The organism is Streptomyces sp. 147326, from assembly GCF_045000215.1.
In the GTDB taxonomy this organism is placed as follows: domain Bacteria; phylum Actinomycetota; class Actinomycetes; order Streptomycetales; family Streptomycetaceae; genus Streptomyces.
Map to the genome: position 1 here is coordinate 8,032,076 of NZ_CP134201.1, position 25,623 is coordinate 8,057,698.

Consider the following 25,623-nt stretch of genomic DNA (forward strand, 5'->3'; position numbering starts at 1 on the left):
GCCACGTGGGCAGTGAATTGACCGAATCCGATGGCGGTGCAGACCAGGGGGCCGGCGTGATCAGGCCGCCGCGATCCGAGCCAGCAGCGCGGGCAGGGCGGTGCCGATCGGCTCGCGGACGACCTCGTCGGCCAGGGAGTCGTACGGGGTCTCCTCCGCGTTCACGATGATCAGCCGGGCACCGGCCTCCGCGGCCATGCCGGCCAGCGACGCGGCGGGCTGCACCTGCAACGTGGATCCGACGGCGATGAAGACCTGGCACCCCTTGGCCACGGCCATCGCCTGCCCCAGCACCACGGGGTCGAGCCGCTGCCCGAACATCACGGTCGCCGCCTTCAGGATCCCGCCGCACACCGGACAGGCGGGATCCGGCTCCCCGGCGGCGACCCGGGCCAGCGCCTCGTCCATGCCGGACCGGGCGTGACAGGCCGTGCACACCACCGACCGGGCGGTGCCGTGCAGCTCGAACACCTTGCGCGCGGGCATACCGGCGAGCTGGTGCAGCCCGTCCACGTTCTGGGTGATGACCCGGACGGGGGTGCCGCCGCGTTCGAGCCCGGCCACGGCCAGGTGCGCGGCGTTCGGCCGCGCCCCGAGGGCGGCGAGCTCGGCCCGCATCAGCCAGGACCGGCGCCGGATCTCCGGATCTGCCATGTAGTACTCGTAGGTCACGAGCTTCTCGGCGTCCGGCTCCCGGCGCCACAGGCCCTGTGGCCCCCGGTAGTCCGGGATTCCGGAGTCGGTGGACATCCCGGCCCCGCTGAACACTGCGACAAGCGGCTTTCCCATGCTCCGACCCTATGTACCGGCGCCGGGCGCCCGCGACCCCATTACCGCGCCGCGGCCGCAGGGCGTCGGAGGGTCGTTTCTGCGGTGAATCCCGCCCCCCACAGGAGTGAGATCCGCGCGGCTCCCTCCCGGTACACCGGCCAGCCGGGTACAAAGCCGGACATGATGCTCAAGCCGCACAGCCTTGGCGCCCTGCTGCTGACCCTGCTCGCGCTGCCGGCCCTGTCGTCCGTCCCCGCCCACGCCGCGCCGGCCCGGTCCGTCGCACCCGTCGCGATCGCGGAGGGGCACACCGCCGATCAGATCAGCCGCTTCCTCGCCACCTTCTACGGCGCCCACGGCCCCTCCCCGCACGACCGCGAGCAGCACGTCTCGCAGATCCTCAAGGACAGACAGCAGGTGAACACCGACTCCGACGTCCTGCTCTGCTCCCAGAACGAACCGCAGAACATCGGCATCGGCCCGGTCACCGTCGCCCAGGCGGCCGGCGTCGGCTGGGCCACCGTCACCACCCACTGGGCCGGCGGGGTCACCGACACCTTCACCGCGTACGTCCGCCTCGACTCCAAGCCCATCCGGCTCGACGACGTGATCTGCGCGGGCTGACATCCGTACGGTGACATGCGGGGCCCTCCGTAGGGTGGGGGCATGCCGACGACGACCGCGACCACCACCACCGTCCTCTACTGCCGCGACCCGCTGAACGAGCGCCGGGCCGACGCCCACTTCGCGGCGGAGGCCCGGCGGCTGCGCGCCGTCGGCGGCACGGCCCTGCTCGTCGACCACGACGCGCTCCTCGCCGGGGACCCCGAACGGGCGGTCGCGCGGGTGCCCGAGAGGACCGGAGCCGTCTGGTACCGGGGCTGGATGCTCCCTGCCCGGCGGTACGCCGAAATGGACGCCGCCCTGCGCCGGCGCGGCGCCGAACTCGTCGTCACCCCCGAGGCGTACCGCCGGGCACACGAACTCCCCGGCTGGTACGGGACCTTCGCCGGCCTCACCCCGCTCAGCGGCTGGCTGCCCACGGCGCCCCGAGAGGTCCCGGACCCGCAGCGGCTCGCGGCCCTCGCCGCCGGGCTGCCGCCGGGGTCCGCCGTGGTCAAGGACTACGTGAAGTCCCGCAAGCACGAGTGGGCCGAGGCCTGTTACGTGCCCGACCTCGCCGACCCGGCCGCCCTGCACCGGGTGGTCGCACGCTTCGTCGAACTCCAGGACGAGTTCCTGGCGGGCGGGGTGGTGCTGAGGGCCTTCGAGACCTTCGTCGCGCCGCAGGCGGCGGCCGCGGAGGTGCGCGTGTGGTGGCGGGACGGGGTGCCCCGGATGGTCACCGCCCACCCCGACAGCGCGGTCGCCGAGGTTCCCGAGCCGGACCTCGAACCGGTACGGGCGGCCGTCGAAGCGCTCGGCTGCCCCTTCGTGACCACCGACCTCGCGCTGCGCGCGGACGGGGCCTGGCGGGTCGTCGAAGTGGGCGACGGACAGGTCAGCGACGTCCACCCGGAGGCCGATCTCACCGCGTTCGTACAGCTGTTGACGACCGATCAGGCACTCCTGCGCGCACCGTCCACCTCTGGTACAACACCGGCATGACGGGATTCGAGGTCACCGGCGCGAGCGCCGCCGACATGGAACTGATGCGCGGCTGGGCCGACGAGGAGGGCTGGAACCCGGGGGACTCGGACCGGTTCGCGTTCGCGGTCGCCGACCCGGAGGGCTTCCTCGTCGGCCGGCTCGACGGAGAACCGGTGGCCTGCATCTCCGCCGTCCGGTACGGGGCCGGCTTCGGCTTCATCGGCCTCTACATCGCCCGCCCGGCCTTCCGCGGCCAGGGCTACGGCATCCGGCTGTGGCACGCCGGGATGGAACGGCTCGACGGCCGGCTCGTGGGCCTGGACGGGGTCGTCGCCCAGCAGGGCAACTACCGCAAGTCCGGCTTCCTTCCGGCCTGGAACAACGTCCGCTACGAAGGTGTCCCCGAGGGGCACGGCGACGGCGCGGCCGAGACCGAGACCGGTGGCGGTGCCGGTGCCGGTGCCGGTGTCGCGATCGTGGACGCGGCCTCGCTGCCCTTCGGTCCGCTCGCCGCCTACGACCGGCGGTTCTTCCCCGCACCGCGCCCCGCCTTCCTGTCCGCCTGGACCGGGCTGCCCGGCCGGACGGCACTGGCCGCCGTCCGCGACGGCCGGATCGAAGGTCTCGGCGTGATCCGCCCGTGCAGCGCCGCCCACCGGATCGGCCCGCTGTACGCGGCCGACCCGACGGTGGCGGCCACCCTGCTGCGGCGGCTCGCCCGGCACGCGCCCGGAGGCGTGGTCTCCGTGGACGTGCCGGACGCGAACCCGCAGGCCATGGCACTCCTCGCGGGCCTCGGCCTGGTCCCGGTCTTCGAGACCGCCCGGATGTACACCGGCCCGGCCCCGGACCTCGCCCTGGCCGAGCTGTTCGGGGTGACCAGCCTCGAACTGGGCTGAGAGGGCGAGTGGTCGGGGCCCCTGTGAGCCGGACGGCGGTCGCACGGCGCCGCCCGGCCCGTCGTGTCACGGGGGGGTCAGAAGTCGAACAGCACGCCCGTGGTGTTCCGGAAGCCGCACGGGTTGGCGAAGGTGTACGTGTAGCTGAGCCGGCGGCCCTGCCACACCCCGTCGGCCGTCACCGTCATCGGGTTCCACTCCCTGGTACACACCGCGTCGGCGGCCGGGGCCGCGAGCGGGTCCAGCCGGGAACCGTTCGCGCGTAACTCGGCGCACGCGGCGACCGGGTTCGGGTGCGTCCCGCCCGGCGTCGGCGCACAGACGAGCGTCACCGCACGCAGCACCGTGCCGCTGTCGGCGTCCTGTCCCGCCGTCACGCCGAGCACGAGCGCGGACGGCGCGTACAGGCTCTCCGTACCGGCCGGCGCGGCCCCGGCCGTACCCGGCCAGGCCAGTGCGGTGAGCGCGGTGAGCGCCATGGCGGCGGAACCGAGCCCGAGACCCCTTGCGATGGACCGCATTGCGAACACTCCCTTGGGTTGGTGTTTCGGATAGCGGACAGAGTCTTGCCCACGCGGACCGTGAACGCCCGTTCGCACCCCCATTTTTCGTCACCCATCGTGTACGGATGAGTGCAGACCGCAGCGGTGGGAGCGGGCTGACCTGTGGGGGAGCGGCCCGCCGAATCGGCCGAACACCGACCGGGAAACGCCCCCGAAACCTTTGGTCAACCGCCCGTGATCGGCTCGGACGGGGTCTGGAACCCCTCCGGGGGTAGGGCCGGCCCCACCCCCGGAACACCCTCCAGGCCCGCTGTGCCGGGCCGCCCGGGACGGTTGAGTCGAGGCATGGAAGGCGACGCGATCCAACTCAGGGACGTCAGCCGGGTCCACGGGACCGGCGACCGGGCGGTCACCGCACTCGACCAGGTCTCCCTCGACTTCCCCCGGGGCACCTTCACCGCCGTCATGGGCCCCTCCGGCTCCGGCAAGTCCACCCTGCTCCAGTGCGCCGCCGGACTCGACCGCCCCACCTCCGGCACCGTCACCATCGGCGGCACGGAACTCGGCGGACTGAGCGAGACCCGGCTGACCCTGTTGCGCCGGGACCGGATCGGCTTCGTCTTCCAGGCCTTCAACCTGCTGCCCGCCCTGACCGCCGAGCAGAACGTGGCCCTGCCGCTGCGCCTCGCCGGCCGCCGCCCCGCCAAGGCCGAAGTCCGCGAGGCCCTGGCCCGGGTGGGCCTGGGCGAACGGGCCCGGCACCGGCCCGCCCAGCTGTCCGGCGGCCAGCAGCAGCGCGTGGCCCAGCCCTCATCACCCGCCCCGACGTGCTCTTCGGCGACGAGCCCACCGGCGCCCTGGACTCGCGGACCGGCCGTGAGGTGCTCACCCTGCTCCGGGCCGTGGTCGACACCGACCGCCAGACCGTCGTCATGGTCACCCACGACCCCGTGGCCGCCTCCTGCGCGGACCGTGTCGTCTTCCTCGCCGACGGCCGCCCGGCGCTGCGCCTGGCCGGCGCCACCCGGTGGCAGGTGCTCCCGCTGGTGGCGGGGGAGTCCCTGATGGTCGTCCTCGTCGGCGCGGTCGCCGGCTCCCTGGTCGCCGCCCTGAACCTGGCCGGAATCCGGTGGGCCCTCGGGCTCCTGGACGTCCCGAGCGGCATCGTGATCCCGTGGGACGTCCTCGGCGCGACGGCCGGCGCCTGCGCGGCCCTCGCGGTCGTCTCGGCCGTCATCCCGGCCGCCCTGGTCCTGCGGCGCCGGCCGGCCGAGTGGGCCGGCGCACGGGACTGGTCGGGGCTCTGACCGGCCCCGGCCGACGGTCGGAGACGGACGAAGGGGGTGTCACCCGCATGCGGGTGACACCCCCTTCGTCGTGCGTCCTACATGGAGGAGTCGTCGAACGGGTTGTTCATCACGCCCGAGGCCTCGCAGCTCGCGATCACGCCGCTGCTGGCGCCGATCTTGCAGACCTCGAAGTAGGCGTTGTCGATCCAGCCGGCCTCCAAGTACGTGCTCCAGGAGGCGCTCGTCTGGCCGCTGGGCACGGTCCGCATCTTCCAGACCTTGTGGCCGCTTTCGCCGTTGGTGATGAGGCGGATGCCGACGACGTAGCCGTCGGTCGCGCGGTCCTGGACGATGATCTGGATCGGGTCGAGACGGTAGGGGTTGATCCGCCAGCCGATGACCATCCGCCCGTAGTACGAGTTGGTCGAGACCGTTTCCTCGGTGCCGGACGCCGCGGCCGCGGGGCTGGCGAGGAGCGGAATGACGACGGTGGCCAGAGCCGCGGCCGTCGCGACGAGGCTGCTCTTGAGGCGCAAGGATCCCCCAGGGAAAACGTGTTGGCTGAAAATGCCTACTCTAGCTCGAACCTGATCATGCCTGGCCATGCCTCAACTCGCCTCATCCGGGGCGCCGTTCGGCCTTCCGTGGGCCTCTCGCTGTGGAGGCTGTGAGGCGGTCCGCGTCACCCCCGGCCACGAGGAGTCCAGGGCCGGGGGCAGCCGCTCAGGAACCGGAGCGGATCGATCCGGTGCTCGCGCCGCTGGGGTCGCCCACGAAGCAGGTGACCTCGCGGTCGCCGAACGTCCAGGTGCTGGGCTGCGGGTAGTAGTAGAAGACCTCCAGCTTGTCCGAGACCTTCGCGTTCTTGCCCACGTAGTCGGTGAGCGCCGTACCGGAGCACTTCTCCTCGGCGATCTTGACGACCTTCTCCATGCCCGGGTAAGCCCCGTCGTCCAGGTTGAAGACGGCGTACGCCTCACCCTCGTGAGCCTGGTCGCAGGGCACGATGCTCACCGAGTAGCCGGCCTGGCCGCCGTCCTCGTCCTGGTACTCCGCCAGATCGCCGCCCGTGTTGAAGCAGTCCCCCTTGCGGATGTCCTGCACCTTGCTGGAGCCCGATCCGGTGACCTGGCCACTGGTGTCGCGCTTCGGATGCCTGTCCTCCAGCGCCCCGGTCAGTCCGAGGACCAGCGCGACCGCGTAGAACGCGAGGATCAGGCTGTGGATGACGATGGCCGCGACGGCCAGGCCCTTGCCCTTCTCGCCCCGTTTGCGGATCTGGGAGAGGGCGATGATGCCGAGGATCAGCGGGACCAGCGGCAGCCCGCAGAGGAGCGACATCGCGAACGCGACGATGGCCAGCGTGTTGGTCTTCTGCGACATCATCGGCGGCTGCCCCGGCCAGCCCTGCGGGCCACCGTACGGCCCGGGTTGCGCCGGCTGCCCGTACGGTCCCGACGGCGGGTACGGCTGGGGGGACGACGGCGGCTGCGGTGGTATGGACATGCGTGCGGAGCTCCTTGCTCAGAGGGTGAGACGCAACCAACAGCCAGGCGGTGACATCGCGGCCGGCGACGGGCGGCATGAATCGGACCACACCGACACATAACTACCCGTGGTTTTATATCGTCCCTACGCTACCGCCCTGGGCCGGGGGGAGTTGCCGTGGGGGTCGGTCCTGAAAGTCCGACGCGGCGGGCGGCGGGGCTCAGTTCTGCGACTGGAGTGCCTTCGTCAGGAGCCCGCCGCCCACGATCAGAGCCACACCGAGCCACCACACGTTGCCGTCGAAGACGAGGACGGCGATCCCGATCGGCACCAGCAACCCGGCCAGGGGCAGCAGCAGCCCTGCCACGCGGAGCGGTTCGGGCCCCTGGCCGGTCGCCTCGCGGGCGGCGCGGGCCCGGACCACGTCCGGGTACCAGACGGTGAAGCGGAGCGCGGCGACGATCGCCAGGATCTGGATGATCCAGCCGGTCCAGATGTTGTTCGGGTTGTGCAGGACCAGGTCCCCGTAAGCGCCCGCGATGGCCGCCACCAGGAAGGCGAGTCCCCACACCGCCGTGATCACGTAGTTGGTGCGGACGAAGGCGGGCGTGTGCCACAGGGCCGGATCGACCTGCTCGCGGGCGTACTGGATGGTGAAGGGCACCCCCACGGCCATGGAGCCGAAGGCGATCACGGCGAGGGTGATGCTCGCGACCTCGCCCGCGTACGTCTCCAGCCAGCGCAGCGTGCCCTCGCTCGCCAGGGCGCCGATCACGGCCAGCGCGGCGAAGAACACCACATCGGCCACTTCCAGCAGCTTCCACGAGCTGCCCCGGTTGACCACGCGGGTCACGACGACCAGGGCGACGGCGGTCGCCAGGGCGATCCCGACCGCGACCTCGAAGCGGCCCGGTCCGACCAGCAGGGAGAAGACGATCCACGGAGCCATCCCGACGACCGGGTTCTCCAGGAATCCGGACACCGGTCCGCTGCCCGTGCCGTAAGCCTCGGTTCGCACCCTTCCATCGTGCGCGGCCACCCGTCGACCGGCCATTCGGGGACCGGACCGCAACGCAGCGCCGGGAGACCGGCGTCGCCGATGCCGGGGTCCGGTGGCCCGGACGGCCCGCCTAGCCGGCCGCGCTCAGACGCGGGGCGTACAGATCGAGCAGCCGGGTCCGGGTCTGCTGGAGCCGCATCGCGAGCACCCGCCCGACCCAGTGCCCGATCGCGGACCCGAAGGCGGGATCGGCGTCCATCAGCATCCGTACGGCCGCGGCGTCGAACTCGTACGCGCGCACCGGCGTCATCGCCTCCGCCCCGAGCTGCCACACGTACGGCGGGAACAGCCAGGACCAGCCCACCAGCTCACCGGGGCCGAGGTTCTCCACGGCCGCGGGCCGGCGGCCGGCCACGGGAACCTCCAGGGTCACCGTGCCGGAGCGCACGATCCAGAAGGATTCGGCCCGGTTGCCTTCGTCGAAGATCCGCGCGTTCTCCGGGAAATTCACCTCGCGGGCCTGGGACATCAGCCGTCCACGGTGCTCGGTGGACAGGACGGCGGCGATGCGGATGGGGGAAGGTGTGCTCACGACGGCCTCCGATCACGAACGACCCCCCGGCGACGCTCCTGCTCTCCCAGTGTCGCCGACGCCCGCCCGATCCCGGCCGGCCCGGACCGTCTTTCTTCCGGGCCGACCGCGGAACCCGCTCCTCCGGGGACCGGAAGGACGGCCTAGTTGTATTGCCCTGTGAGGTTGGGGACGCGGCTGGCGGGTGGTTTGCCTGCGAGCGCGGTGTGTCCGCGGTGGTGATTGTAGGTGTGTAGCCACTGCGGGAACGCGTCGCGTCGTTCCTGCTCGCACTGGTAGGGACGGGCGTAGGCCCATTCCTCCAGGAGGGTGCGGTTGAGGCGTTCGACCTTGCCGTTGGTCTGGGGCCGGTAGGGCCGGGTTCGCTTGTGGGTGATCCCGGCCGCTGCCAGGGCGTCGCGCCAGGTGTGGGATTTGTAGCAGGCCCCGTTGTCGGTCAGGACCCGTTCCACGGTGATCCCGCACGAGGTGAAGAACGCCTGTGCCCGCTGCCAGAAGGCGGTCGCGGTCTCCTTCTTCTCGTCGGTCAGGATCTCGCTGTAGGCGAGGCGGGAGTGGTCGTCGACGGCGGTGTGGATGTAGCTGTAGCCCAGGCGGGGGCGTTTCTTGCGGCCGGCCTGGCGGCCCAGGGTCTTGTGGCCGCCGCCGTCGGGGATGTTGCCGAGCTTCTTGATGTCCACGTGCACCAGTTCGCCGGGCTTCTCGCGTTCGTAGCGGCGTATGACACGGCCGGTGGCCCGGTCCAGATGGCTCAGGCGGGCCAGCCCGAAGCGGGTCAGGACGCGGTGCACGGTCGAGGGCACCAAATCCAGCAGGTGGGCGATGCGGGCCGGTCCCCAGCGGCGCAGGACACGGACCTTGATGATCCGGCGTTCGGTGCGGTTCGGGATCCGGCGTGGGCTGTGATGCGGGCGCGAGGACCTGTCACGCATGCCCGCCTCGCCGTGATCGCGGTAGCGGTCGGCCCACCGCTGGGCCGTGGTCGGCGAGACCCGGAAACGCTCGGCGGCCCGCCGCAGCGGCCAGCCGTCCACGACCACGCAGTGGGCCAGGCGCAGCCGTCCGGTCTCGGTCAGGGGTGCATTACGGTGGGGCACGAGGGCCTTTCTGGTCGGTGTAGACGTCGCAATCCACACCGAACCCGGAAGGCCCTCACCCGTTCAAGACGCCTCAGCCGAGACCTGCATCACCCGTCCACAACCTCCCGGGGCAATACACCTAGTCCTCGGCGTTCGCCTCCAGGCAGGCCAGCTCCATGGCGTCCAGCACCGCCTCGTGACTGCGTCCGCTGAGCTCGGCGACGTTCTCGATCTGGGCGGTCGCCCAGGCCGCCAGCGTCATCACCAGCACCCGGAGCCCGTCCGTACCGTGCTCGGCCAGGATGGCGTCGGCGACGACCATGGCGTCCTCCGGAACCTGCTCGGGCGGCTCCAGGCCCGCGAGGCCGCGCAGCATGGTGAGGGTGCGGCGGGAGATCTCCGGCGTCATCCCCGCCAGCCGCATGTCTTCTTCTTCGTCCATCCGCCCCACCTCCGGTGCCGTGCCCATCCCCTCAGGGCACGGTAGAGGCCGCGCGGGCCCCCGCGGGGCCGTTTCCACAGGGTGACCCTGTGTGACCTCCGGGAGGGGTGGCTTTCAGCACCCGCCCCGCAGCCCGTCCTCCTTCGGGCGCCCCGCCAGGGCGACGGCGAGTGCGAGGAGGACCAGTACCGCCGCGACCGCGAACGTGACCCGCATGCCGGTGGCGACGGCCTGCGGGCCCGCGGTGGTGATGTCGGTCGTCGCCGACGCGAGCGCGAACACGGCGCCCATGACGGACGCACCGGTGACGAGGCCGAGATTGCGCGAGAGGTTGAGCATGCCGGAGACGACACCCCGCTGACCGGGCCGGACGTCCGTCATGACGGCGGTGTTGTTGGCCGTCTGGAACACCGCGTACCCGGCGGTGACGACCGCGAGGGGCACGACGTAGCCGAGCACGCCGAAGGTCTCCGGGGTCAAGGAGAGGGCGAGAGCGCCGGCCGCCGTCGCGATGAGGCCGGCGGCGGTCGTGCGCGGGGCGCCGCAGCGGTCCACGACGCGGCCGGCCGGTATCCCGGTCAGCGCGGCGACCAGTGGACCGGTCGACAGCACGAGCCCGACGAGGACCGCGTCGAGCCCGAGCGTGCGGGAGAGGTAGAACGGCCCGACGACCAGCGTCGCCATCACCACCGTCGAGACGAGCGCGCTCGTGGCGAGGCCCGCGCGCAGCACGGGATCACGGAACACCGCCCCCCGGATCAGCGGTGACGCCGCCCGCGCCTCGGTGCGGACGAACAGAGCGACTCCCAGGGCGGCGGCCAGCAGCAGGGCGAGGTTGACCGGGCCGAACCGGCCGTGGCCGATGGTCACGGCCAGTGCGTAGGCCGCGAGCGTGAGCGCGAGCAGCAGGGTCCCCAGGTGATCGAAGCGGGGCCGGCCGTCCCCGGTCCTGTGCCGGTCGGCGGGCAGGTGGCGGTGGGCGAGGACGAAGGTGAGGACGCCCAGCGGCACGTTGACGAAGAAGATCGCCCGCCAGCCGGGGCCGGCGATCAGGGCGCCGCCCAGCGAAGGACCCAGAGCGGTGCCGACCGCGGACATCGTGCCGAGCAGCCCCATGGCGCTGCCGGTCCGCGCCTTCGGGACCGCCTCCCCGACGAAGGCCATCGTGAGGGCCATCATGACGGCCGCGCCGAGACCCTGCACCGCCCGCGCGGCGATCAGCAGCCAGAGCGTGGGCGCGGCGCCGCAGGCGGCCGAGGCCACGGTGAACAGCAGGATCCCGCCCAGGAGCAGCCGGCGCCGGCCGATCAGGTCACCGAGCCGGCCGACGCCGACGATCAGGGTGGTGATGGCGAGCAGATAGGCGAGGACGATCCACTGGACCTGCTGGAACGAGGCCGAGAACGCCTGCGCCAGGGTCGGCAGGCCGACGTTCGCGATGCTGGTGCCGAGCGAGGACAGCAGCATCGAGAGCGACAGCCCGGCCAGCACCCGACGGACCGCCGGCGCCCGCCGCCCGGCGTCGGCCGTGGTCTCGGGGGAGGTGCCGGTGCCGGCCTGCTGCTGTACCTGTCCGGGTCCGGAATCACTGTGTGGGCTCATGCCGAGGAGCGTGTGCGACCCGCCACTGCAACGGCAAACCTTGTTGCCGTTTCCGGGACGGGGGAGTGCAATGGCCGCATGGAAGACGACCGGAGGGAAGAGGACCGCATGGACAAGCCCGCGCCCCACCAAGCGGTCCTCGACGAGGTGGCCCCCCGGCTCCGACGGCTGCGCGCCCAGCGGGGCCTCACGCTGGCCGCGCTCTCGGAGACGACCGGCATCTCGAAGAGCACCCTCTCCCGGCTGGAATCCGGACAGCGCCGCCCCAGCCTGGAACTGCTGCTGCCGCTGGCCGGTGCGTACCGCGTGCCCCTGGACGACCTGGTCGGCGCCCCCGAAGTGGGGGACCCCCGGGTGCGGCTGACGCCCCGCGCCCTGCCGAACGGCGGTACGGCCGTGCCGCTCACCCGGAGCACGGGCCCCCTCCAGGCGTACAAGATGCTCATCCCCGACCGGGGTGCCGAGCCGGATCTCCGTACGCACGAGGGCTACGAGTGGCTGTACGTGCTCGACGGCCGCCTGCGGCTCGTCCTCGCCGACCACGACCTGGTCCTCGGCCCCGGCGAGGCCGCCGAGTTCGACACCCGGCTGCCCCACTGGTTCACCAGTGCGGACGGGCGGCCCGTGGAGATCCTCAGCCTCTTCGGGCGGCAGGGGGAGCGGATGCACGTCCGCGCCAAGCCGCGTCGCGGCTGACGAAGGGGCCCCGGCGGAGGTGCCGGCGCGATTTGGCATCCGATGTGTCAAGTGGGATGAACCGAGCGCGGAATCGCCCTAGGGTGCGCCCGTACGCATGGTTGCGGACTGCTGTTCGGCGGTTTCCGGCCATGACTCACCCGGCCGCACCACACGGCCGCACAGCACACCGAACTGGGGGGTTCATGCGTAGATCCAGAAGGCTGGCGGCCGCTCTCGCCCTGTCCCTGGCCGGAACCGGCGCAGGGCTGGGCCTCGGCCTCGTCCCCCAGGCGGCGGCCGTCACCCCGCCCGTCGCCTTCACCGCCGACCCGCTGTCGACCTGGCAGCCCAACGGTGTCGTCTGGGCCCTCGCCGAGGCGGGCGGCCAGGTCTTCGCCGGCGGCACCTTCTCCACCGTGCGCCCGCCCGCAGGCGGCGCCGGCAGCGAGCAGTCGGCCGTGAACTTCGTGGCGCTCGACGCCGCGACCGGGGCCCCGACCTCCTGCAAACTCTCCTTCACCATCGCCGCCGGCACCGCCACGGTCCGCGCGCTCGCCCTCTCACCGGACAAGACGACCCTGTACGCGGGCGGCTACTTCGGCGCCGTCAACGGCACGGCCGTGTCCAGCCTCGCCGCCGTCGACGTGGCGAGCTGCACGGTGAAGGCCGGCTTCCGCCCGGCCTTCGCGGCCACCGTCCGCGCCCTCGCCGTCACCGGCGACACCGTCTACGCGGGCGGCGACTTCCTCAGTGTCGCCGGCCAGCCGCGCGAACGCTTCGCCGCCGTCGGCGCGGCCGACGGGGCGCTCAAGCCCTTCACCGCCGACGCCGACGAGCCCGGGCGCGCCGTCGAGGTCACCCCGGACGGCAACAGCGTGGTCCTCGGCGGCGACTTCTTCACCGTCAACGGCACGAACACGCACGCGCTGGCCGTCGTCGACGCGACGAGCGGCGCGCTCACCAAGACGTACGCCGGATTCATCGAGACCAACTCCGTCGTCAAGGACCTCGCCACCGACGCGACCGGCTTCTACACCGCCAACGAGGGCACGGGCGGAGGCGTCTTCGACGGCCGGATCGCGCTCAACCTCGGCGACTTCAGCCAGCGCTGGCGCGACACCTGCCTCGGTGCCACCCAGTCCGTGCTGCCCTACCAGAGCGTGCTCTACAGCGCCTCGCACGCACACGACTGCTCCAGCGTCGGCGAGTTCCCCGACGGCCAGCGCCACCACCTGCTCGCCCAGCCCACCAGCGGCACCGGCAAGCTGGGCTGGGCCCCCGACACCAACGACGGCATCGGAGAGGGCATCGGCCCGCGCGTGATGACGGTCGGCTCCAAGGGCGGCGTCCAGTACCTGTGGGTCGGTGGCGAGTTCACCACCGTCAACGGGGCGGCGCAGCAGAGCCTGACGCGCTTCGCCTCCACCGGGGACACGGGTGCGCCCACCGTGCCCGTCGCGAGCGCGGTCAGCTTCAGGCCCGGCGAGGTCCAGGTGCGCTGGCGCACCAGCCTCGACCTGGACGACAGCGCGCTGACCTACAGGATCTACCGCAACGGCGCGGCCACGCCGATCGCCACGGTCACCGCCGACTCGCTGTTCTTCAAGCGCCCGCAGGCCTCCTGGACCGACACCACCGCCGCGGCCGGCCAGCCGTACACGTACCGGGTGACGGCCACCGACGCGGCCGGCAACACCAGCGCGCTGTCCGCGACGGCGAGCGTGACCGTCCCGGCCCAGGTGGACGGGTATCCGAACCAGGTCCGCGCCGACGGAGCCCAGCAGTACTGGCGCTACGACGAGTCGGCCCTGCCCTTCGCCGCCGACTCCTCGGCGGCAGGCAACCAGAGCGGCGTGCACCTGAACGCCCCGGCCCTGCGGCAGGCACCCGGCGCGGTCTCCGGCGCGAGCACGGCGATCGGCTTCAACGGCACGGACACCCAGGTGTACGCGGACAAGCGGCAGACGGTGGGCAGCACCTACACCATCGAGACCTGGTTCAAGACGAACACCACCCGGGGCGGCAAGCTCCTCGGCTTCGGGAACAACCAGGCACGCGGCAGCAATCAGTACGACAAGCACATCTACATGACCAACGACGGCCGGCTGGTCTACGGCGTCTACACCGGGGCCACCCGCACCGTCACCACCGGCGGCGCCTACAACGACAACCAGTGGCACCATGTCGTCGCGAGCCAGGGCCCCGGCGGAATGACCCTGTACGTGGACGGCGCCCAGAAGGGCACCCTGAACGTCACCACCCACGAGAACTTCTCCGGCTACTGGCACGCCGGCGGCGACAGCCTCGGCGGCTGGCCCGACCGCCCGACGAGCGAGTACTGGGCGGGCCAGCTCGACGAGACCGCCGTCTACCCGAACGTCCTGAGCGCCGCACAGGTGCAGAACCACTACGCCCTCGCCACCGCCCCGGCCGACTCGGTCGTCCAGGTCACCGCCGCGGAGGACACGTACGCCAACGCGGGCGCGCCCGCGGCCAACTACGGCACCTCGGGCTCGCTCGCGGTGCGCGGCACCTCCTTCTACGCCAGCTACCTGCGCTTCGACCTGCCCGCCGCACCCGCGGGCACGGCCTTGAAGTCGGCCACCCTCAGCGTGAAGACCAGCACGATGAGCGGCGCCGGTACGGCGGACACCGTCTCGGTCGTGCCGGTCACCGGGACGTGGAGCGAGGGCGGGACCACGTACAACAACCGCCCCGCCCTGGGCGGCCCGGCACTCGGCGGCTTCGCGGGCATCCCGGACGGCAGCGCGGTGCACACCACCGCACTCACCACCGCGACCGTCGCGGCGGCGCTGGGCGGCGGCTACGGCCTGGCACTGAGCAGCACCGGTACGGACGCCCTGTGGCTGTGGTCCTCCGAGGCGCAGGCCAACGAGGGCACGCCGCAGCTGACACTGACCTTCGGCGCACCCTGACCTGAAGGATGACCGGGGGCGAGGGGGCGAGGGGGCGCGGGCCGTTGTGGCCCGCGCCCCTTTGTCGCGCATGGGCCCGCGCCCGCAGGGCATGCGCAGGGCGTGACCGACATCCCCCGCACCGCACCACGCCGAGGCGGTCCTCCAGCATCCGGCATCCCCACCGCCCTCGCGGCGCGCACCCGCGCCGAGCTGCGGGGTACGGCCGTCCGCGTCTGGACGGACAATCTCGCCGACCACGCGGCCGCCCTCACCTACTACGCCCTCCTCGCGCTGCTGCCCGCGCTCGTCATCGCCGTCTCCCTCGTGGGGCTGCTGGGCGGGGCGACGAGGGAGCGGCTGATCACCGACATCACCGCGTACGCACCTCCGCAATCGGCGCAGGTGCTCCGGGACGCGCTGGGCGGCTTCGCGGCCGAACACTCGTCGATGTGGGCCCTGCTGCTCAGCGGTGTGGTGAGTGCGCTGTGGTCGGCGTGCAGTTACCTGGCGGTGTTCCGCCGCGCGCTGCACACGATGCACCGGGTGCCCGACACGCGACGCCCGCTTCGTGCGGCCCACATGCTGCTCATCAACGCCGCTCTGCTGCTGACCCTGCTCATCGTCGGCGCCGCGGGGCTGGTCATGTCCGGGCCGCCGGCCCGATGGGTCGCACGGGCAGCCGGAGGAGGCCCGGACACCATCGCGCTGCTGCGCTGGCCCGTGCTGCTGGTGGTCGTCACCCTCCTGGTGCTGGTCCTCTTCCGCACCGGACCGCCGCAGAGCCGGGGCGTCCGTCGGGGCCTGCCCGGTGGCGTACTGGCGGCCCTGCTCTGGCTGGCCGCCTCGGCGCTCTTCACGCTCTACACGGAGCTGGACACGTACGGCCGACTCTACGGCTCGCTGGCCGGCATCGTGGTCTTCGTGGTCTGGCTCTGGTTCGCCAACCTGGCGTTGCTCACCGGGGCCCAGTTCAACGCCGAACGCGCCCGGGAGCCGGCGGTCCGCGCGGCGTCCGGCAGCGGGCTCAGCGGCCGGCGGTGATCCATCGCACGAGGGCCGCGCTGGTCGTGTCGTCGAGTGTGGAGAGGGTGTGGATGGCTTCCAGGTCACCGGGGGTCGGTGGAACGCCGGCGGTGGTCAGCGCGGCGTGGAGGTCCAAGCGCCGCCGGTCCGAGGGCTGCAGGGGCCAGGTGAGGTGTGTCTGCGGATCCGCCTCGCCGAGGGGAGGCCGCATGTTCGCATCGCAGAGCATGGAGTCCGCGGTGTCGGCGGCGCCGGGGAAGCGGTAGGGGTCGAGGGCCAGCTGAGGGACCGTGACCGCTGACGGGGGACACTGCCAGGACTCCACGTGAACCTCCAGGTGTCGGACGGATGCGCTGCTGCATTTCGGGCGGGTCATGCGGGCTGAGGTCTTGGGGCGGGCGGGGGCGTGCCGCGGCTGGTTGCCGCGGCACGCCGTTGTGGGTGGCCGGCAGTTCACGGTCCCCGATGGTGTGGCTGCCGGTTCGGGTCAGCGGCGGTGGTTGTCGTGGTGTCCGCGGCGGCCCCAGCTCTCGGTGTCGATGACCCGGCCGCGGTCGTCGCGGAGGGTGGCGGTGTCGCGCTCGTCCCAGATCTGGTGGCGGCGGTCCTGGTAGACGTCGCGGTGGGTGTCACGTCCGTTGCCGGTGTGGACCTTGACGCTGGAGTGGCCGTCCAGGCGGAGGTGGTTGAAGCGGTAGCGGTTGCCCTGCTGGTCGGTGAGGGTGAATCCGCGCAGGTTGACGGCGTTGCGGCCGGTGTTCTTCACCTCGATCCATTCGCGGTTCAGGGCGCGGTTGTCGCGGCCGCGGCCGTCCTGCTGGATGTCGCCGATGACGATCGAGGAGCGCTGGCCGTGGTGGCCGCGCCGGTCGTCGTCGTGGGCGGCTGCCGGGACGGCGGCCGCGCCGACCAGGGCGCCGGCGGCGAGGGCCGCGGCGAGCAGGCGGCGGGTGGCGAGAGAAGCAGACATGCAGATGACTCCTTGAACAGTCAGCCCGGCCCGGTGTTGTGCGAACCGGGCGGGCTCCGTGCGGTTCCCGGCGTCCTGCCGAGGAGCCATACTCTGGCCCGCACCGTCGCCAACCGCCACAACTCGTGATGTGTGTTTCTCAATGCGGACATGTCCGTAACTCTCGCTTGTAAGGGGCAAGCGTCAAGGTGAGGTTGACATAAACGGGGCGGGGTTGACGGCGGCCTCTGAGATGTCGAAGTAAGGAGGTTTCGGCCACATAAGCAGTTCATTCGCGCCATGCCGCCCGCTGTGCGCCGAATGGATTCAGCGCCCTGTAACAGGCCCTTCTGTCGTTTCCTCGTACGCAGATACGTACCTCCGCTCTGATGTGCGGGCGCCGGAGGGGCATCGGCCGGGCGACGGCGCTGGGTGAAGGTCGCGACCTGGGGCACGGTCGGGGAGGGGCGGCGACCGCCGGATCCGCGCCGCTCGTGACCCCGGGCATCACCGGGCGGTCGGTCCCGCTCGCTCCCCGCCGTGCCGCGCCCCAGTGGCGGACCGGTCCGGCATGCTCCGTCATATCCGAAATGCCCTCATCTGTCCCATATTTCCCTGAGGTGGCTGGGAGTGACTCCCGTCACTTCCAGTGACGTATGGGACATGGCTTCCGCAGGCCGGGGCAAGCGCGCACGAGCAGCACCACCACCGCGGGTAGGCCGCGGTGCCGGAATCGGAGGTACAGCGCGTCGTGTCCGAGCAGACGACCATCCACATCGCCGGGACCTGGCGTTCCGCGGTCTCAGGAGCCACCCGCGAGGTCCTCGACCCGGCGGACGCCACGGTCCTCGCCGTCGTCGCCGAGGGCGGCACCGCGGACACCGATGCGGCCGTCAGCGCCGCCCGCGCCGCCTTCGACGGCGGCGAGTGGCCGCAGACGCCTGTCCTGGAGCGGGCCGGGCTCCTGCGCCGCACCGCCGACCTGCTCCACCGCGACCGCGAACGCCTCGGGCTGCTGGAGAGCCGCGACGCGGGCAAGACCCTGGAAGAGGGCCGCGTGGACGTGGACTGCGTCGCGGACGCCTTCCGCTACTTCGCCGACCTCGTCACCGGCGAGAGCGCCGGCCGCGTGGTCGACGCCGGCACCCCCGACGTCCACAGCGTCGTCGTCCACGAGCCCGTCGGGGTCTGCGCCCTGATCACCCCGTGGAACTACCCGCTCCTCCAGGCCTCCTGGAAGATCGCCCCCGCCCTCGCCGCGGGCAACACCTTCGTGCTCAAGCCCAGCGAGATCACCCCGCTGTCCACGGTGGCCCTCATCGGCCTGCTGGCGGAGGCCGGACTGCCGGCCGGCGTCGCGAACCTGGTCACCGGGCCCGGCGACCCCGTCGGCGCCCGCCTCGCCGCCCACCCCGACGTCGACCTCGTCTCCTTCACCGGCGGTCTCACCAGCGGTACGAAGGTGATGCGCGCGGCCGCCGACTCCGTCAAGAAGGTCGCCCTCGAACTCGGCGGCAAGAACCCCAACGTCGTCTTCGCCGACGCCTGCGCCACCGAGGAAGGTTTCGACACCGCCGTCGACCAGGCCCTCAACGCCGCCTTCATGCACAGCGGCCAGGTCTGCTCCGCCGGTTCCCGGCTCATCGTCGAGGAGAGCGTCGCCGAGCGCTTCGTCGCCGAACTCGCCCGCCGGGCCGACCGGATCCGCCTCGGCCGCGGCACCGACCCGGGCGTGGAGTGCGGACCGCTGGTGTCCGCCGCCCAGCGCGAACGCACCGAGGGGTACGTGGCCTCCGCCCTCGCCGAGGGCGCCGTGCTCCGCTCCGGCGGCGAGCGGCCCGACGGGCCCGGCTACTTCTACCGGCCGACCGTGCTGGACCGCTGCCACCGCGGGATGCGCGTCGTCCGGGAGGAGGTCTTCGGGCCTGTCCTGACCGTCGAGACCTTCCGTACCGAGGCCGAGGCCGTCGCGCTCGCCAACGACACCGAGTACGGCCTCGCCGGTGCGGTGTGGACCTCCGACCCCGGCCGCGGCCGCCGCGTGGCGGGCCGGCTGCGCCACGGCACCGTCTGGATCAACGACTTCCACCCGTACCTCCCGCAAGCCGAGTGGGGCGGTTTCGGCAAGTCCGGCATCGGGCGGGAACTGGGCCCGTCCGGCCTGGCCGAGTACCGCGAGACCAAGCACGTGTACCAGAACCTCGCCCCGCGCCCCGTGCGCTGGTTCGCGGGCTGAAGGAGGAACACAGCCATGACCACCCCCACCCCCACCCCCACGCAAACCGACACGCAGGAGCAGGAGTACGACTACGTCGTCGTCGGCGGCGGCACCGCCGGCTCGGTGATCGCCTCCCGCCTCACCGAGGACCCGGACGTCACCGTCGCCGTCATCGAGGGCGGCCCCAGCGACGTCGACCGCCCCGACGTGCTCACCCTGCGCCGCTGGATGGGCCTGCTCGGCGGCGAGCTCGACTACGACTACCCCACCACCGAGCAGCCCCGCGGCAACTCGCACATCCGCCACAGCCGCGCCCGCGTCCTCGGCGGATGCTCCTCGCACAACACCCTGATCGCCTTCAAGCCGCTCCCGTCCGACTGGGACGAGTGGGAGCAGTCGGGAGCCGAGGGCTGGGACGCGGCCGCCATGGACCCGTACTTCGACCGGCTCCTCAACAACATCGTCCCGGTGGCCGAGAAGGACCGCAACGCCATCGCGCGCGACTTCGTCGACTCCGCGCAGACCGCCCTGGGCGTCCCGCGCGTCGAGGGCTTCAACCGGAAGCCCTTCCACGAGGGCGCCGGCTTCTTCGACCTCGCCTACCACCCCGAGGACAACAAGCGCTCCTCGGCGTCGGTGGCCTACCTCCACCCCGTCATGGACGAACGCCCCAACCTCCGGATCCTCCTGGAGACCTGGGCCTACCGCCTGGAACTCGACGGCACCCGGGCGCGCGGAGTCCACGTACGCGCCTCGGACGGAACGGAGTCCCTGGTCACCGCACGCCGCGAAGTGCTGGTGTGCGCCGGCGCCGTGGACACCCCGCGGCTGCTGCTGCACTCGGGCATCGGCCCGCGCGCGGACCTCGAAGCCCTCGGCATCCCGCCGGTGCACGACCTCGCCGGGGTCGGGGAGAACCTGCTCGACCACCCCGAGTCGGTGATCGTCTGGGAGACCGACGGCCCGATACCGGAGAACTCCGCGATGGACAGCGACGCGGGACTGTTCGTCCGGCGCGACCCCGAATCCGCGGGACCCGACCTGATGTTCCACTTCTACCAGGTCCCCTTCACCGACAACCCCGAGCGCATCGGCTACGAGCGCCCCGCGCACGGCGTCTCGATGACCCCCAACATCCCGAAGCCGCGCAGCCGCGGCCGGCTCTACCTGACCAGCGCGGACCCCGAGGTGAAACCGGCCCTGGACTTCCGCTACTTCACCGACGAGGACGACTACGACGGCCGGACCCTGGTGGACGGCATCAAGCTCGCCCGCGAGATCGCCGCGACCCAGCCGCTCGCCGGCTGGCTGGGGCGCGAGGTGTGCCCCGGCCCGGAGATCACCGGCGACGAGGAGCTGAGCGCCTACGCCCGCTCCGTCGCGCACACCGTCTACCACCCGGCCGGCACCTGCCGGATGGGCGCCGCCGACGACCCCGGGGCCGTCGTGGGCCCGGACCTGAAGATCCGCGGGCTCGAGGGCATCCGCATCGCGGACGCCTCGGTCTTCCCGACGATGCCCGCGGTCAACCCGATGATCGGAGTGCTCATGGTCGGCGAAAAGGCTGCCGAACTGCTCGTCCGGGACGGTGGTACCCGATGACCACCACCCCCGCAGCAGCCACCACCCCCGCCGTACCCGCCACCGATCCGGCCGCGTCCCCCGTCTTCTCCGTGGACGGCCTCTGGAAGGTCTTCGGCCCCGACAAGGCCGCCGCGAAGGTCCCCGGCTCCGCCGACGCCGGCCTGTCCGCCGGCGAACTGCGCGAGCGCACCGGCTGTACCGCGGCCGTCCGCGACGTCACCTTCGACGTCCGCAAGGGCGAGGTCTTCGTCGTGATGGGCCTGTCCGGCTCCGGCAAGTCCACCCTCGTACGCTGTCTCACCCGGCTCATCGAGCCCACCGCGGGAAGCCTGTCCATCGACGGCGAGGACGTCCTCGCCATGGACGCCACCCGGCTGCGCGCCCTGCGCCGCCACCGCGCCGCCATGGTCTTCCAGCACTTCGGCCTGCTCCCGCACCGCACCGTCCTCGACAACGTGGCGTACGGACTGGAGATCCAGGGCGTAGGCCGCGGCGACCGCCGGCACAAGGCCGCCGAACTCGTCGCCAAGGTCGGCCTCGAAGGCCTGGAGGACCGGCGCCCCGGCCAGCTCTCGGGCGGCCAGCAGCAGCGCGTCGGCCTGGCCCGCGCCCTCGCCGCCGACCCCGAAGTGCTCCTGTTCGACGAGCCGTTCAGCGCACTCGACCCACTCATCCGGCGCGAGATGCAGGAGGAGGTCGCCCGGCTCCACCACGAAGAGGGCCGCACCATGGTCTTCATCACCCACGACCTCTCCGAGGCCCTGCGCCTGGGCGACCGGATCGCGCTGATGCGCGACGGCCGCATCGTCCAGCTCGGCACGCCCGAGGAGATCGTCGGCTCGCCCGCCGACGACTACGTACGGGACTTCGTCCGCGACGTCCCCCGCGAACAGGTGCTCACCGTCCGCACCGCGATGCGCCCCGCCGCTGCCGGCGAGGCCGAACAGGGACCCGCGCTGGCCCCCGCCACCACCGTGGCCGAGGCCATCCAGGCCGTCGCCCTCGGCGGCGGTTCGGCCCGCGTCGTCGACCACGGCCGCTGCCTGGGCGTCGTGGACGACGCGGGGCTGCTCGCCGTCGTCGCCGGGCTCCCGGCCACGACCGGACGAGGGATGGCGGCATGACCTGCCGCGCCCGTTCCAAGGTCCCCGTCCCCGACGCCCGGAGGTGGTGCGCATGACCGCGACCCCGACCCACACGCCGCCCGACTCCCGCGCCGCCGCCCCCGCGCAGGCCCCGCGGTCCTCCGGACGCTCCGCCGGCCCGCGTCCCTCCCACACCGCGCCCGCCGTGCAGGACCGCCCCCGCAGAGCCCTGCCCGGCCTCGCCGGGCGCCGCGGCCTCCTCCTCCCGATGGGCGTCGCCGCCGCCCTGCTGATCCCGCTCGCCGTGGCCTTCCCCGGCGCCGGCAGCTGGCCCGCGGCCCTCGCCGTCGACCTGTCCGGCCCGCTCGGCCGCGCCGGCGACTGGATCATCGACCACCGCGACAGCCACTGGCTGTTCCTCTACGGCTTCGGCCACGTCAGCAACGCCGTCGTGGTGTCCGTCCGCGCCGTGTACGTGCTCCTCCTCGCCGCCGGATGGACCGGGGTCACCGCCCTGGCCGCCCTGGTCGCCTGGCGCCTCGCCGGCATCCGGCTCGCCCTGACCTGCGCCGCCGCCTTCGCCGCCTGCGGACTGCTCGGCATGTGGGTGCCGACCATGCAGACCCTCGCGCTGATGGTCGTGGCCGTCGCCGCCTCCGTCGTACTCGGCGCCCTGCTGGGCCTCGCGGCGGGGCTCTCCCCGCGCGCCGACCGCATGCTGCGCCCCGTACTCGACACCATGCAGATCCTGCCGGCCTTCGCGTACCTGCTGCCGATGGTGCTGGTCTTCGGCATCGGCGTGCCCGCCGCCGTCCTCGCCACCGTGGTCTACGCCGCCCCGCCCATGGCCCGCCTCACCGCCCTCGGCCTGCACGAGGCCGACGCGGGCGTCATGGAGGCCGCCGCCTCGCTCGGCGCCACCGGCCGCCAGCGACTGCTGACCGCCCGCCTCCCGCTCGCGCGCCGACAGCTCCTGCTCGGCGTCAACCAGGCCATCATGACGGGCCTGTCCATGGCCGTCATCGCCTCCGTCATCGGCGCGGGCGGCCTCGGCGACCGCGTCTACCAGGCCCTCGCCTCCGTGGACGTCGGCGCCGCCCTGGCCGCCGGCATCCCGATCGTGCTGCTCGCCGTGGTGCTGGACCGCACCGCCGACGCCGCCGGCCGCCGCATCGGCGCCGACCCCGTACCCGCCCGCGAACAGCACCTGCTGCGCCGGGTGTTCTCCGGCTGGTACGGCCGCCTGCTCACCCTCCTCGCGGCCGTGGCCGCCGCGGTCGCCGGCCGCATCGCCGGCAGCTCCCTGTGGCCCGAGTCCTGGACCGTCTCCGTGGCCGCCCCGGTGAACTCGGCCGTCGCCTGGATGACCGACCACCTCTACTCCGGCGTACCCGTCGTCGGCGGCACCGCCGACTGGGCCGCCCGCTTCACCGGCTGGATCCTCGACCCGCTGCGCAGCGGGCTCCAGGCCGCTCCCTGGTGGCTGCTCCTGCTCGTGGCCTGCGCGCTCGCCCTCCTCGCCGGCACCTGGCGCAACGCACTCACCGCCGTCCTCGCCCTGGGCGCCGTCGGAGTGCTCGGTGTGTGGGAAGCCTCCCTGGACACGCTCTCCCAGGTCCTGGCCGCCGTGGCGGTCACGCTCGTACTCGGCTTCGCGATCGCCGTGGGCGCCGCCCGCAGCGCCCGGGCCGAGCGGCTGCTGCGGCCCGTCCTCGACGTGTGCCAGACCCTGCCGCAGTTCGTCTACCTCATCCCCGTGGTCGCGCTGTTCGGTGTCGGCCGCGCACCCGCCGCCGCGGCCGCCGTGGTGTACGCGCTCCCGGCCGTCGTCCGGATCACCGTCCAGGGCCTGCGCGAGGTGGACCCGACCGTCGTGGAATCCGCCCGGTCGCTCGGCGCGACCCGCTCGCAGCTCCTGCGACAGGTCCAATTGCCCCTGGCCCGGCCCGCGTTGCTGCTGGCCGTCAATCAGGCCGTGGTACTGGTCCTCGCCGTCGTCATCATCGGCGGCCTGGTCGGCGGCGGCGCGCTCGGCTACGACGTCGTCCTCGGCCTCGCCCAGGGCGACCTGGCCACCGGCCTGGTGGCCGGCGCCGCGATCGTCTGCCTCGGCCTGCTCCTCGACCGCGTCACCCAGCCCGCGAAGGAGGCCTGACATGCGCGACGCACACCACCGCGGCTCCCGTGGCCCCCGCCGCCACCGGCGCGGCGCGGCCGTCCTGGCGGCCGCCACCGGACTCGCCGTCCTCACCGGCTGCGGGGCCGCCGACATGACCCGCCAGTCCTCCCCGTACGCCGCCGCACAGGGCGCGAAGACCGTCACCCTCTCCGTCCAGTCGTGGGTCGGCGCGCAGGCGAACACCGCCGTCGCCGCCTACCTCCTCGAACACGAGCTGGGCTACCGGGTGGACACCGTCCAGGTCGACGAGGTCCCCGCCTGGGACGCCCTCAGCCAGGGCCGCGTCGACGCCATCCTGGAGGACTGGGGCCACCCCGAACAGGAGAAGCGGTACGTAGCGGGGAAGAAGACCATCACCGCAGGCGGAGACCTCGGAGTGACGGGCCACATCGGCTGGTTCGTCCCCACGTACTTCGCCGGGGCCCACCCCGACGTCACCGACTGGAAGAACCTCGACAAGTACGCCGACCAGCTCCGCACCCCGGAGAGCCGCGGCAAGGGCCAGCTGATGGACGGCTCCCCGTCCTACATCACGAACGACAAGGCACTGGTGAAGAACCTGGGCCTGGACTTCGAAGTGGTCTTCGCCGGCTCCGAGGCGGCCCAGATCACCCAGATCAAGCAGTTCGCCAAGGAGCACAAGCCCTTCCTGACGTACTGGTACGAGCCGCAGTGGCTCTTCGAACGCGTCCCGATGACCGAGGTGAAGCTCCCCGAGTACACCGAGGGCTGCGCGGACGATCCGCAGAAGGTGGCCTGCGCCTACCCGCACACACCGCTGCAGAAGTACCTGAACACGCGCTTCGCGGAGTCGGGCGGAAAGGCGGCCGACTTCCTGAAGAAGCTCCACTGGACCAAGGCGCAGCAGAACGAGGTGTCCTTGATGATCGCAGAGGAGAAGCTGTCGCCGGAGCAGGCGGCGAAGAAGTGGGTGGAGCGCAACGAGAACGTATGGAAGCCCTGGGTGGAGTGACCACCCCTCCGCGCCGTCCCCCTCCCGCCTGACGGGCGGAGGGACGGCGCGGGGTCGCCGCCGACCAGCCGAACGGGGCTGCGGATCCACGGTGCCCGTCATGAGCGCGGTCGACTGGGGTGCGGTGTTCGGCAAGGAGAGCCGCGAGCCCGTGACAGACGTCTCGGTGCGCACGGGCGGTGAGAAGGAGTTCCCGCGGGCTCTTTCGGCGCGGCACCGATACGACCTGCACGAGGTGCATCAAGGCTGAGCCCAGAGCAAGCGCCCCGACCGCTCTGTCCCGATGCCACGGGCGCACCCGAACCCGACGAACACGCCCAGGCGTTCAGTGGCGGAGGACCGCGCCGGAGTCGGAAGCGTAGGGTGCCGCAGTTCCTGTCAGGCCAAACATCACTCAACGTGTTTATCACGCCCCATTTGGGAAACGCTGAGTAGCTACAGGATGTAAGGGTCAAGGCGAAAGGCGGGAGTTCATGTCCGTGAGCATCGGAATCATCCTCGTCGTGGTGACGGCGGTCATCGCTGCGATCGCGCTCGCCCCGGCGGTGGCACCTGCGGAATCCGACGAACGCGCAGCCCGGTCCCGTGATGAGGACGCGCGCAGGACCGGCCGGAGCCGGCGTCATCCCCGTCGGCTGCGCCACATCCCACAGCAGCAGAACGGGGACCGCAGGCGAAGCTTCGGCTGACCGGCGGCCACCGCCCGGCCCGTGGGACCCGCGGCCATCGCGGGTCCCACGGGCCGGGGTTACGCCATCGCG

General features: G+C 72.5%; 24 protein-coding genes and 1 pseudogene. 14 read left to right on the forward strand and 11 right to left on the reverse strand.

From position 1 onward, the window contains the following. Positions 1-60: 60 nt before the first annotated feature. Positions 61-789 carry an SIR2 family NAD-dependent protein deacylase gene (locus tag RIU97_RS36915; protein ID WP_404961829.1) on the reverse strand — a complete coding sequence of 243 codons (729 nt, stop codon included), beginning with the start codon at positions 787-789 and terminating at the stop codon, positions 61-63. A 162-nt stretch (positions 790-951) separates the two neighbouring features. Here RIU97_RS36915 and RIU97_RS36920 point away from each other — a divergent pair, with 162 nt between their 5' ends. From RIU97_RS36920 to RIU97_RS36930, 3 genes are read left to right on the forward strand one after another with little or no spacing between them, the layout of a single operon-like run. After that, a complete protein-coding gene (locus RIU97_RS36920; RefSeq protein WP_404961830.1) occupies positions 952-1,395 on the forward strand; it encodes a hypothetical protein in 444 nt (147 codons plus the stop codon). Between the two features lie 42 nt (positions 1,396-1,437). After that, positions 1,438-2,379, forward strand: a complete 942-nt coding sequence (locus tag RIU97_RS36925; RefSeq protein WP_404961831.1) for an ATP-grasp domain-containing protein — start codon at positions 1,438-1,440, stop codon at positions 2,377-2,379. Next, on the forward strand, positions 2,376-3,260 hold the full coding sequence (locus RIU97_RS36930) for a GNAT family N-acetyltransferase (RefSeq protein WP_404961832.1): 885 nt from the start codon (positions 2,376-2,378) through the stop codon (positions 3,258-3,260). Before RIU97_RS36925 ends, RIU97_RS36930 begins: the two co-directional genes overlap by 4 nt. 77 nt (positions 3,261-3,337) lie before the next feature. On the opposite strand, the gene RIU97_RS36935 is transcribed toward RIU97_RS36930, so the two are convergent. After that, positions 3,338-3,781, reverse strand: coding sequence for an SSI family serine proteinase inhibitor (locus RIU97_RS36935; protein WP_319732430.1), 444 nt, complete (start codon positions 3,779-3,781; stop codon positions 3,338-3,340). Positions 3,782-4,108: 327 nt separating this feature from the next. On the opposite strand from RIU97_RS36935, the pseudogene RIU97_RS36940 reads away from it, so the two are divergent. Next, positions 4,109-5,070 (forward strand): annotated as a pseudogene (locus RIU97_RS36940) (ATP-binding cassette domain-containing protein). 77 nt (positions 5,071-5,147) lie between these two features. On the opposite strand, the gene RIU97_RS36945 reads toward RIU97_RS36940, so the two are convergent. From RIU97_RS36945 to RIU97_RS36975, 7 genes are all read right to left on the reverse strand, one after another. After that, positions 5,148-5,588, reverse strand: coding sequence for a hypothetical protein (locus RIU97_RS36945; protein WP_404961833.1), 441 nt, complete (start codon positions 5,586-5,588; stop codon positions 5,148-5,150). Between the two features lie 187 nt (positions 5,589-5,775). Continuing rightward, complete coding sequence (locus RIU97_RS36950; protein WP_404961834.1) at positions 5,776-6,558, reverse strand: DUF4190 domain-containing protein; 783 nt, start codon at positions 6,556-6,558, stop codon at positions 5,776-5,778. A gap of 202 nt (positions 6,559-6,760) precedes the next feature. Beyond that, positions 6,761-7,558 carry a hypothetical protein gene (locus tag RIU97_RS36955; protein WP_404961835.1) on the reverse strand — a complete coding sequence of 266 codons (798 nt, stop codon included), beginning with the start codon at positions 7,556-7,558 and terminating at the stop codon, positions 6,761-6,763. A 112-nt stretch (positions 7,559-7,670) separates the two neighbouring features. Further along, positions 7,671-8,132 carry a Crp/Fnr family transcriptional regulator gene (locus RIU97_RS36960; RefSeq protein WP_404961836.1) on the reverse strand — a complete coding sequence of 154 codons (462 nt, stop codon included), beginning with the start codon at positions 8,130-8,132 and terminating at the stop codon, positions 7,671-7,673. A gap of 143 nt (positions 8,133-8,275) precedes the next feature. Continuing rightward, positions 8,276-9,229, reverse strand: coding sequence for an IS481 family transposase (locus RIU97_RS36965; protein WP_404961837.1), 954 nt, complete (start codon positions 9,227-9,229; stop codon positions 8,276-8,278). 121 nt (positions 9,230-9,350) lie between these two features. Next, on the reverse strand, positions 9,351-9,653 hold the full coding sequence (locus RIU97_RS36970; RefSeq protein WP_404961838.1) for a hypothetical protein: 303 nt from the start codon (positions 9,651-9,653) through the stop codon (positions 9,351-9,353). Positions 9,654-9,767: 114 nt separating this feature from the next. Continuing rightward, positions 9,768-11,255 (reverse strand): MFS transporter, encoded by a 1,488-nt coding sequence (locus tag RIU97_RS36975; protein WP_404961839.1) that lies wholly within the window; start codon positions 11,253-11,255, stop codon positions 9,768-9,770. Positions 11,256-11,333: 78 nt separating this feature from the next. Here RIU97_RS36975 and RIU97_RS36980 point away from each other — a divergent pair, with 78 nt between their 5' ends. The 3 genes from RIU97_RS36980 (at position 11,334) to RIU97_RS36990 (ending at position 15,892) form a co-directional block, all read left to right on the forward strand. Further along, the gene (locus RIU97_RS36980; RefSeq protein WP_404961840.1) at positions 11,334-11,951 is read left to right on the forward strand and encodes a helix-turn-helix domain-containing protein; all 618 of its coding nucleotides are present in this window, start codon (positions 11,334-11,336) and stop codon (positions 11,949-11,951) included. A 185-nt stretch (positions 11,952-12,136) separates the two neighbouring features. Then, on the forward strand, positions 12,137-14,869 hold the full coding sequence (locus RIU97_RS36985) for a DNRLRE domain-containing protein (protein ID WP_404961841.1): 2,733 nt from the start codon (positions 12,137-12,139) through the stop codon (positions 14,867-14,869). Between the two features lie 111 nt (positions 14,870-14,980). Further along, complete coding sequence (locus tag RIU97_RS36990) at positions 14,981-15,892, forward strand: YihY/virulence factor BrkB family protein (RefSeq protein WP_404963068.1); 912 nt, start codon at positions 14,981-14,983, stop codon at positions 15,890-15,892. Here the strand turns inward: RIU97_RS36990 and RIU97_RS36995 are convergent. After that, positions 15,876-16,199 carry a hypothetical protein gene (locus RIU97_RS36995; RefSeq protein ID WP_404961842.1) on the reverse strand — a complete coding sequence of 108 codons (324 nt, stop codon included), beginning with the start codon at positions 16,197-16,199 and terminating at the stop codon, positions 15,876-15,878. The genes RIU97_RS36990 and RIU97_RS36995 overlap by 17 nt on opposite strands. Positions 16,200-16,361: 162 nt before the next feature. Then, positions 16,362-16,844, reverse strand: a complete 483-nt coding sequence (locus RIU97_RS37000; RefSeq protein ID WP_404961843.1) for a lamin tail domain-containing protein — start codon at positions 16,842-16,844, stop codon at positions 16,362-16,364. Positions 16,845-17,574: 730 nt separating this feature from the next. Here RIU97_RS37000 and RIU97_RS37005 point away from each other — a divergent pair. From RIU97_RS37005 to RIU97_RS37035, 7 genes are all read left to right on the forward strand, one after another. Further along, positions 17,575-19,059 (forward strand): aldehyde dehydrogenase family protein, encoded by a 1,485-nt coding sequence (locus RIU97_RS37005; RefSeq protein ID WP_404961844.1) that lies wholly within the window; start codon positions 17,575-17,577, stop codon positions 19,057-19,059. A 15-nt stretch (positions 19,060-19,074) separates the two neighbouring features. Next, positions 19,075-20,643 carry a GMC family oxidoreductase gene (locus RIU97_RS37010; RefSeq protein ID WP_404961845.1) on the forward strand — a complete coding sequence of 523 codons (1,569 nt, stop codon included), beginning with the start codon at positions 19,075-19,077 and terminating at the stop codon, positions 20,641-20,643. Beyond that, positions 20,640-21,749, forward strand: coding sequence for a glycine betaine/L-proline ABC transporter ATP-binding protein (locus RIU97_RS37015; RefSeq protein ID WP_404961846.1), 1,110 nt, complete (start codon positions 20,640-20,642; stop codon positions 21,747-21,749). The genes RIU97_RS37010 and RIU97_RS37015 overlap by 4 nt, the downstream gene beginning before the upstream one ends. Positions 21,750-21,801: 52 nt before the next feature. After that, positions 21,802-23,865: an ABC transporter permease subunit gene (locus tag RIU97_RS37020; protein WP_404961847.1), complete on the forward strand. Its 2,064-nt coding sequence runs from the start codon at positions 21,802-21,804 to the stop codon at positions 23,863-23,865. A gap of 115 nt (positions 23,866-23,980) precedes the next feature. Next, positions 23,981-24,862, forward strand: a complete 882-nt coding sequence (locus RIU97_RS37025) for an ABC transporter substrate-binding protein (RefSeq protein WP_404963069.1) — start codon at positions 23,981-23,983, stop codon at positions 24,860-24,862. A gap of 100 nt (positions 24,863-24,962) precedes the next feature. Then, positions 24,963-25,112, forward strand: coding sequence for a hypothetical protein (locus RIU97_RS37030; RefSeq protein ID WP_404961848.1), 150 nt, complete (start codon positions 24,963-24,965; stop codon positions 25,110-25,112). Positions 25,113-25,341: 229 nt separating this feature from the next. Continuing rightward, positions 25,342-25,551 carry a hypothetical protein gene (locus RIU97_RS37035; protein WP_404961849.1) on the forward strand — a complete coding sequence of 70 codons (210 nt, stop codon included), beginning with the start codon at positions 25,342-25,344 and terminating at the stop codon, positions 25,549-25,551. Positions 25,552-25,623: the final 72 nt, after the last annotated feature.

Excerpts from the sequence above, each read along its gene's own strand:
- RIU97_RS36935 (WP_319732430.1), bottom strand. The coding sequence starts at position 3,781 with ATGCGGTCCATCGCAAGGGGTCTCGGGCTCGGTTCCGCCGCCATGGCG.
- RIU97_RS37010 (WP_404961845.1), top strand. The coding sequence starts at position 19,075 with ATGACCACCCCCACCCCCACCCCCACGCAAACCGACACGCAGGAGCAG.
- RIU97_RS36985 (WP_404961841.1), top strand. The coding sequence starts at position 12,137 with ATGCGTAGATCCAGAAGGCTGGCGGCCGCTCTCGCCCTGTCCCTGGCC.
- RIU97_RS36975 (WP_404961839.1), bottom strand. The coding sequence starts at position 11,255 with ATGAGCCCACACAGTGATTCCGGACCCGGACAGGTACAGCAGCAGGCC.
- RIU97_RS36970 (WP_404961838.1), bottom strand. The coding sequence starts at position 9,653 with ATGGACGAAGAAGAAGACATGCGGCTGGCGGGGATGACGCCGGAGATC.
- RIU97_RS37000 (WP_404961843.1), bottom strand. The coding sequence starts at position 16,844 with ATGTCTGCTTCTCTCGCCACCCGCCGCCTGCTCGCCGCGGCCCTCGCC.
- RIU97_RS36915 (WP_404961829.1), bottom strand. The coding sequence starts at position 789 with ATGGGAAAGCCGCTTGTCGCAGTGTTCAGCGGGGCCGGGATGTCCACC.
- RIU97_RS37025 (WP_404963069.1), top strand. The coding sequence starts at position 23,981 with ATGACCCGCCAGTCCTCCCCGTACGCCGCCGCACAGGGCGCGAAGACC.
- RIU97_RS36930 (WP_404961832.1), top strand. The coding sequence starts at position 2,376 with ATGACGGGATTCGAGGTCACCGGCGCGAGCGCCGCCGACATGGAACTG.
- RIU97_RS37015 (WP_404961846.1), top strand. The coding sequence starts at position 20,640 with ATGACCACCACCCCCGCAGCAGCCACCACCCCCGCCGTACCCGCCACC.
- RIU97_RS37020 (WP_404961847.1), top strand. The coding sequence starts at position 21,802 with ATGACCGCGACCCCGACCCACACGCCGCCCGACTCCCGCGCCGCCGCC.
- RIU97_RS36925 (WP_404961831.1), top strand. The coding sequence starts at position 1,438 with ATGCCGACGACGACCGCGACCACCACCACCGTCCTCTACTGCCGCGAC.
- RIU97_RS36980 (WP_404961840.1), top strand. The coding sequence starts at position 11,334 with ATGGAAGACGACCGGAGGGAAGAGGACCGCATGGACAAGCCCGCGCCC.
- RIU97_RS36920 (WP_404961830.1), top strand. The coding sequence starts at position 952 with ATGATGCTCAAGCCGCACAGCCTTGGCGCCCTGCTGCTGACCCTGCTC.
- RIU97_RS36950 (WP_404961834.1), bottom strand. The coding sequence starts at position 6,558 with ATGTCCATACCACCGCAGCCGCCGTCGTCCCCCCAGCCGTACCCGCCG.
- RIU97_RS37030 (WP_404961848.1), top strand. The coding sequence starts at position 24,963 with ATGAGCGCGGTCGACTGGGGTGCGGTGTTCGGCAAGGAGAGCCGCGAG.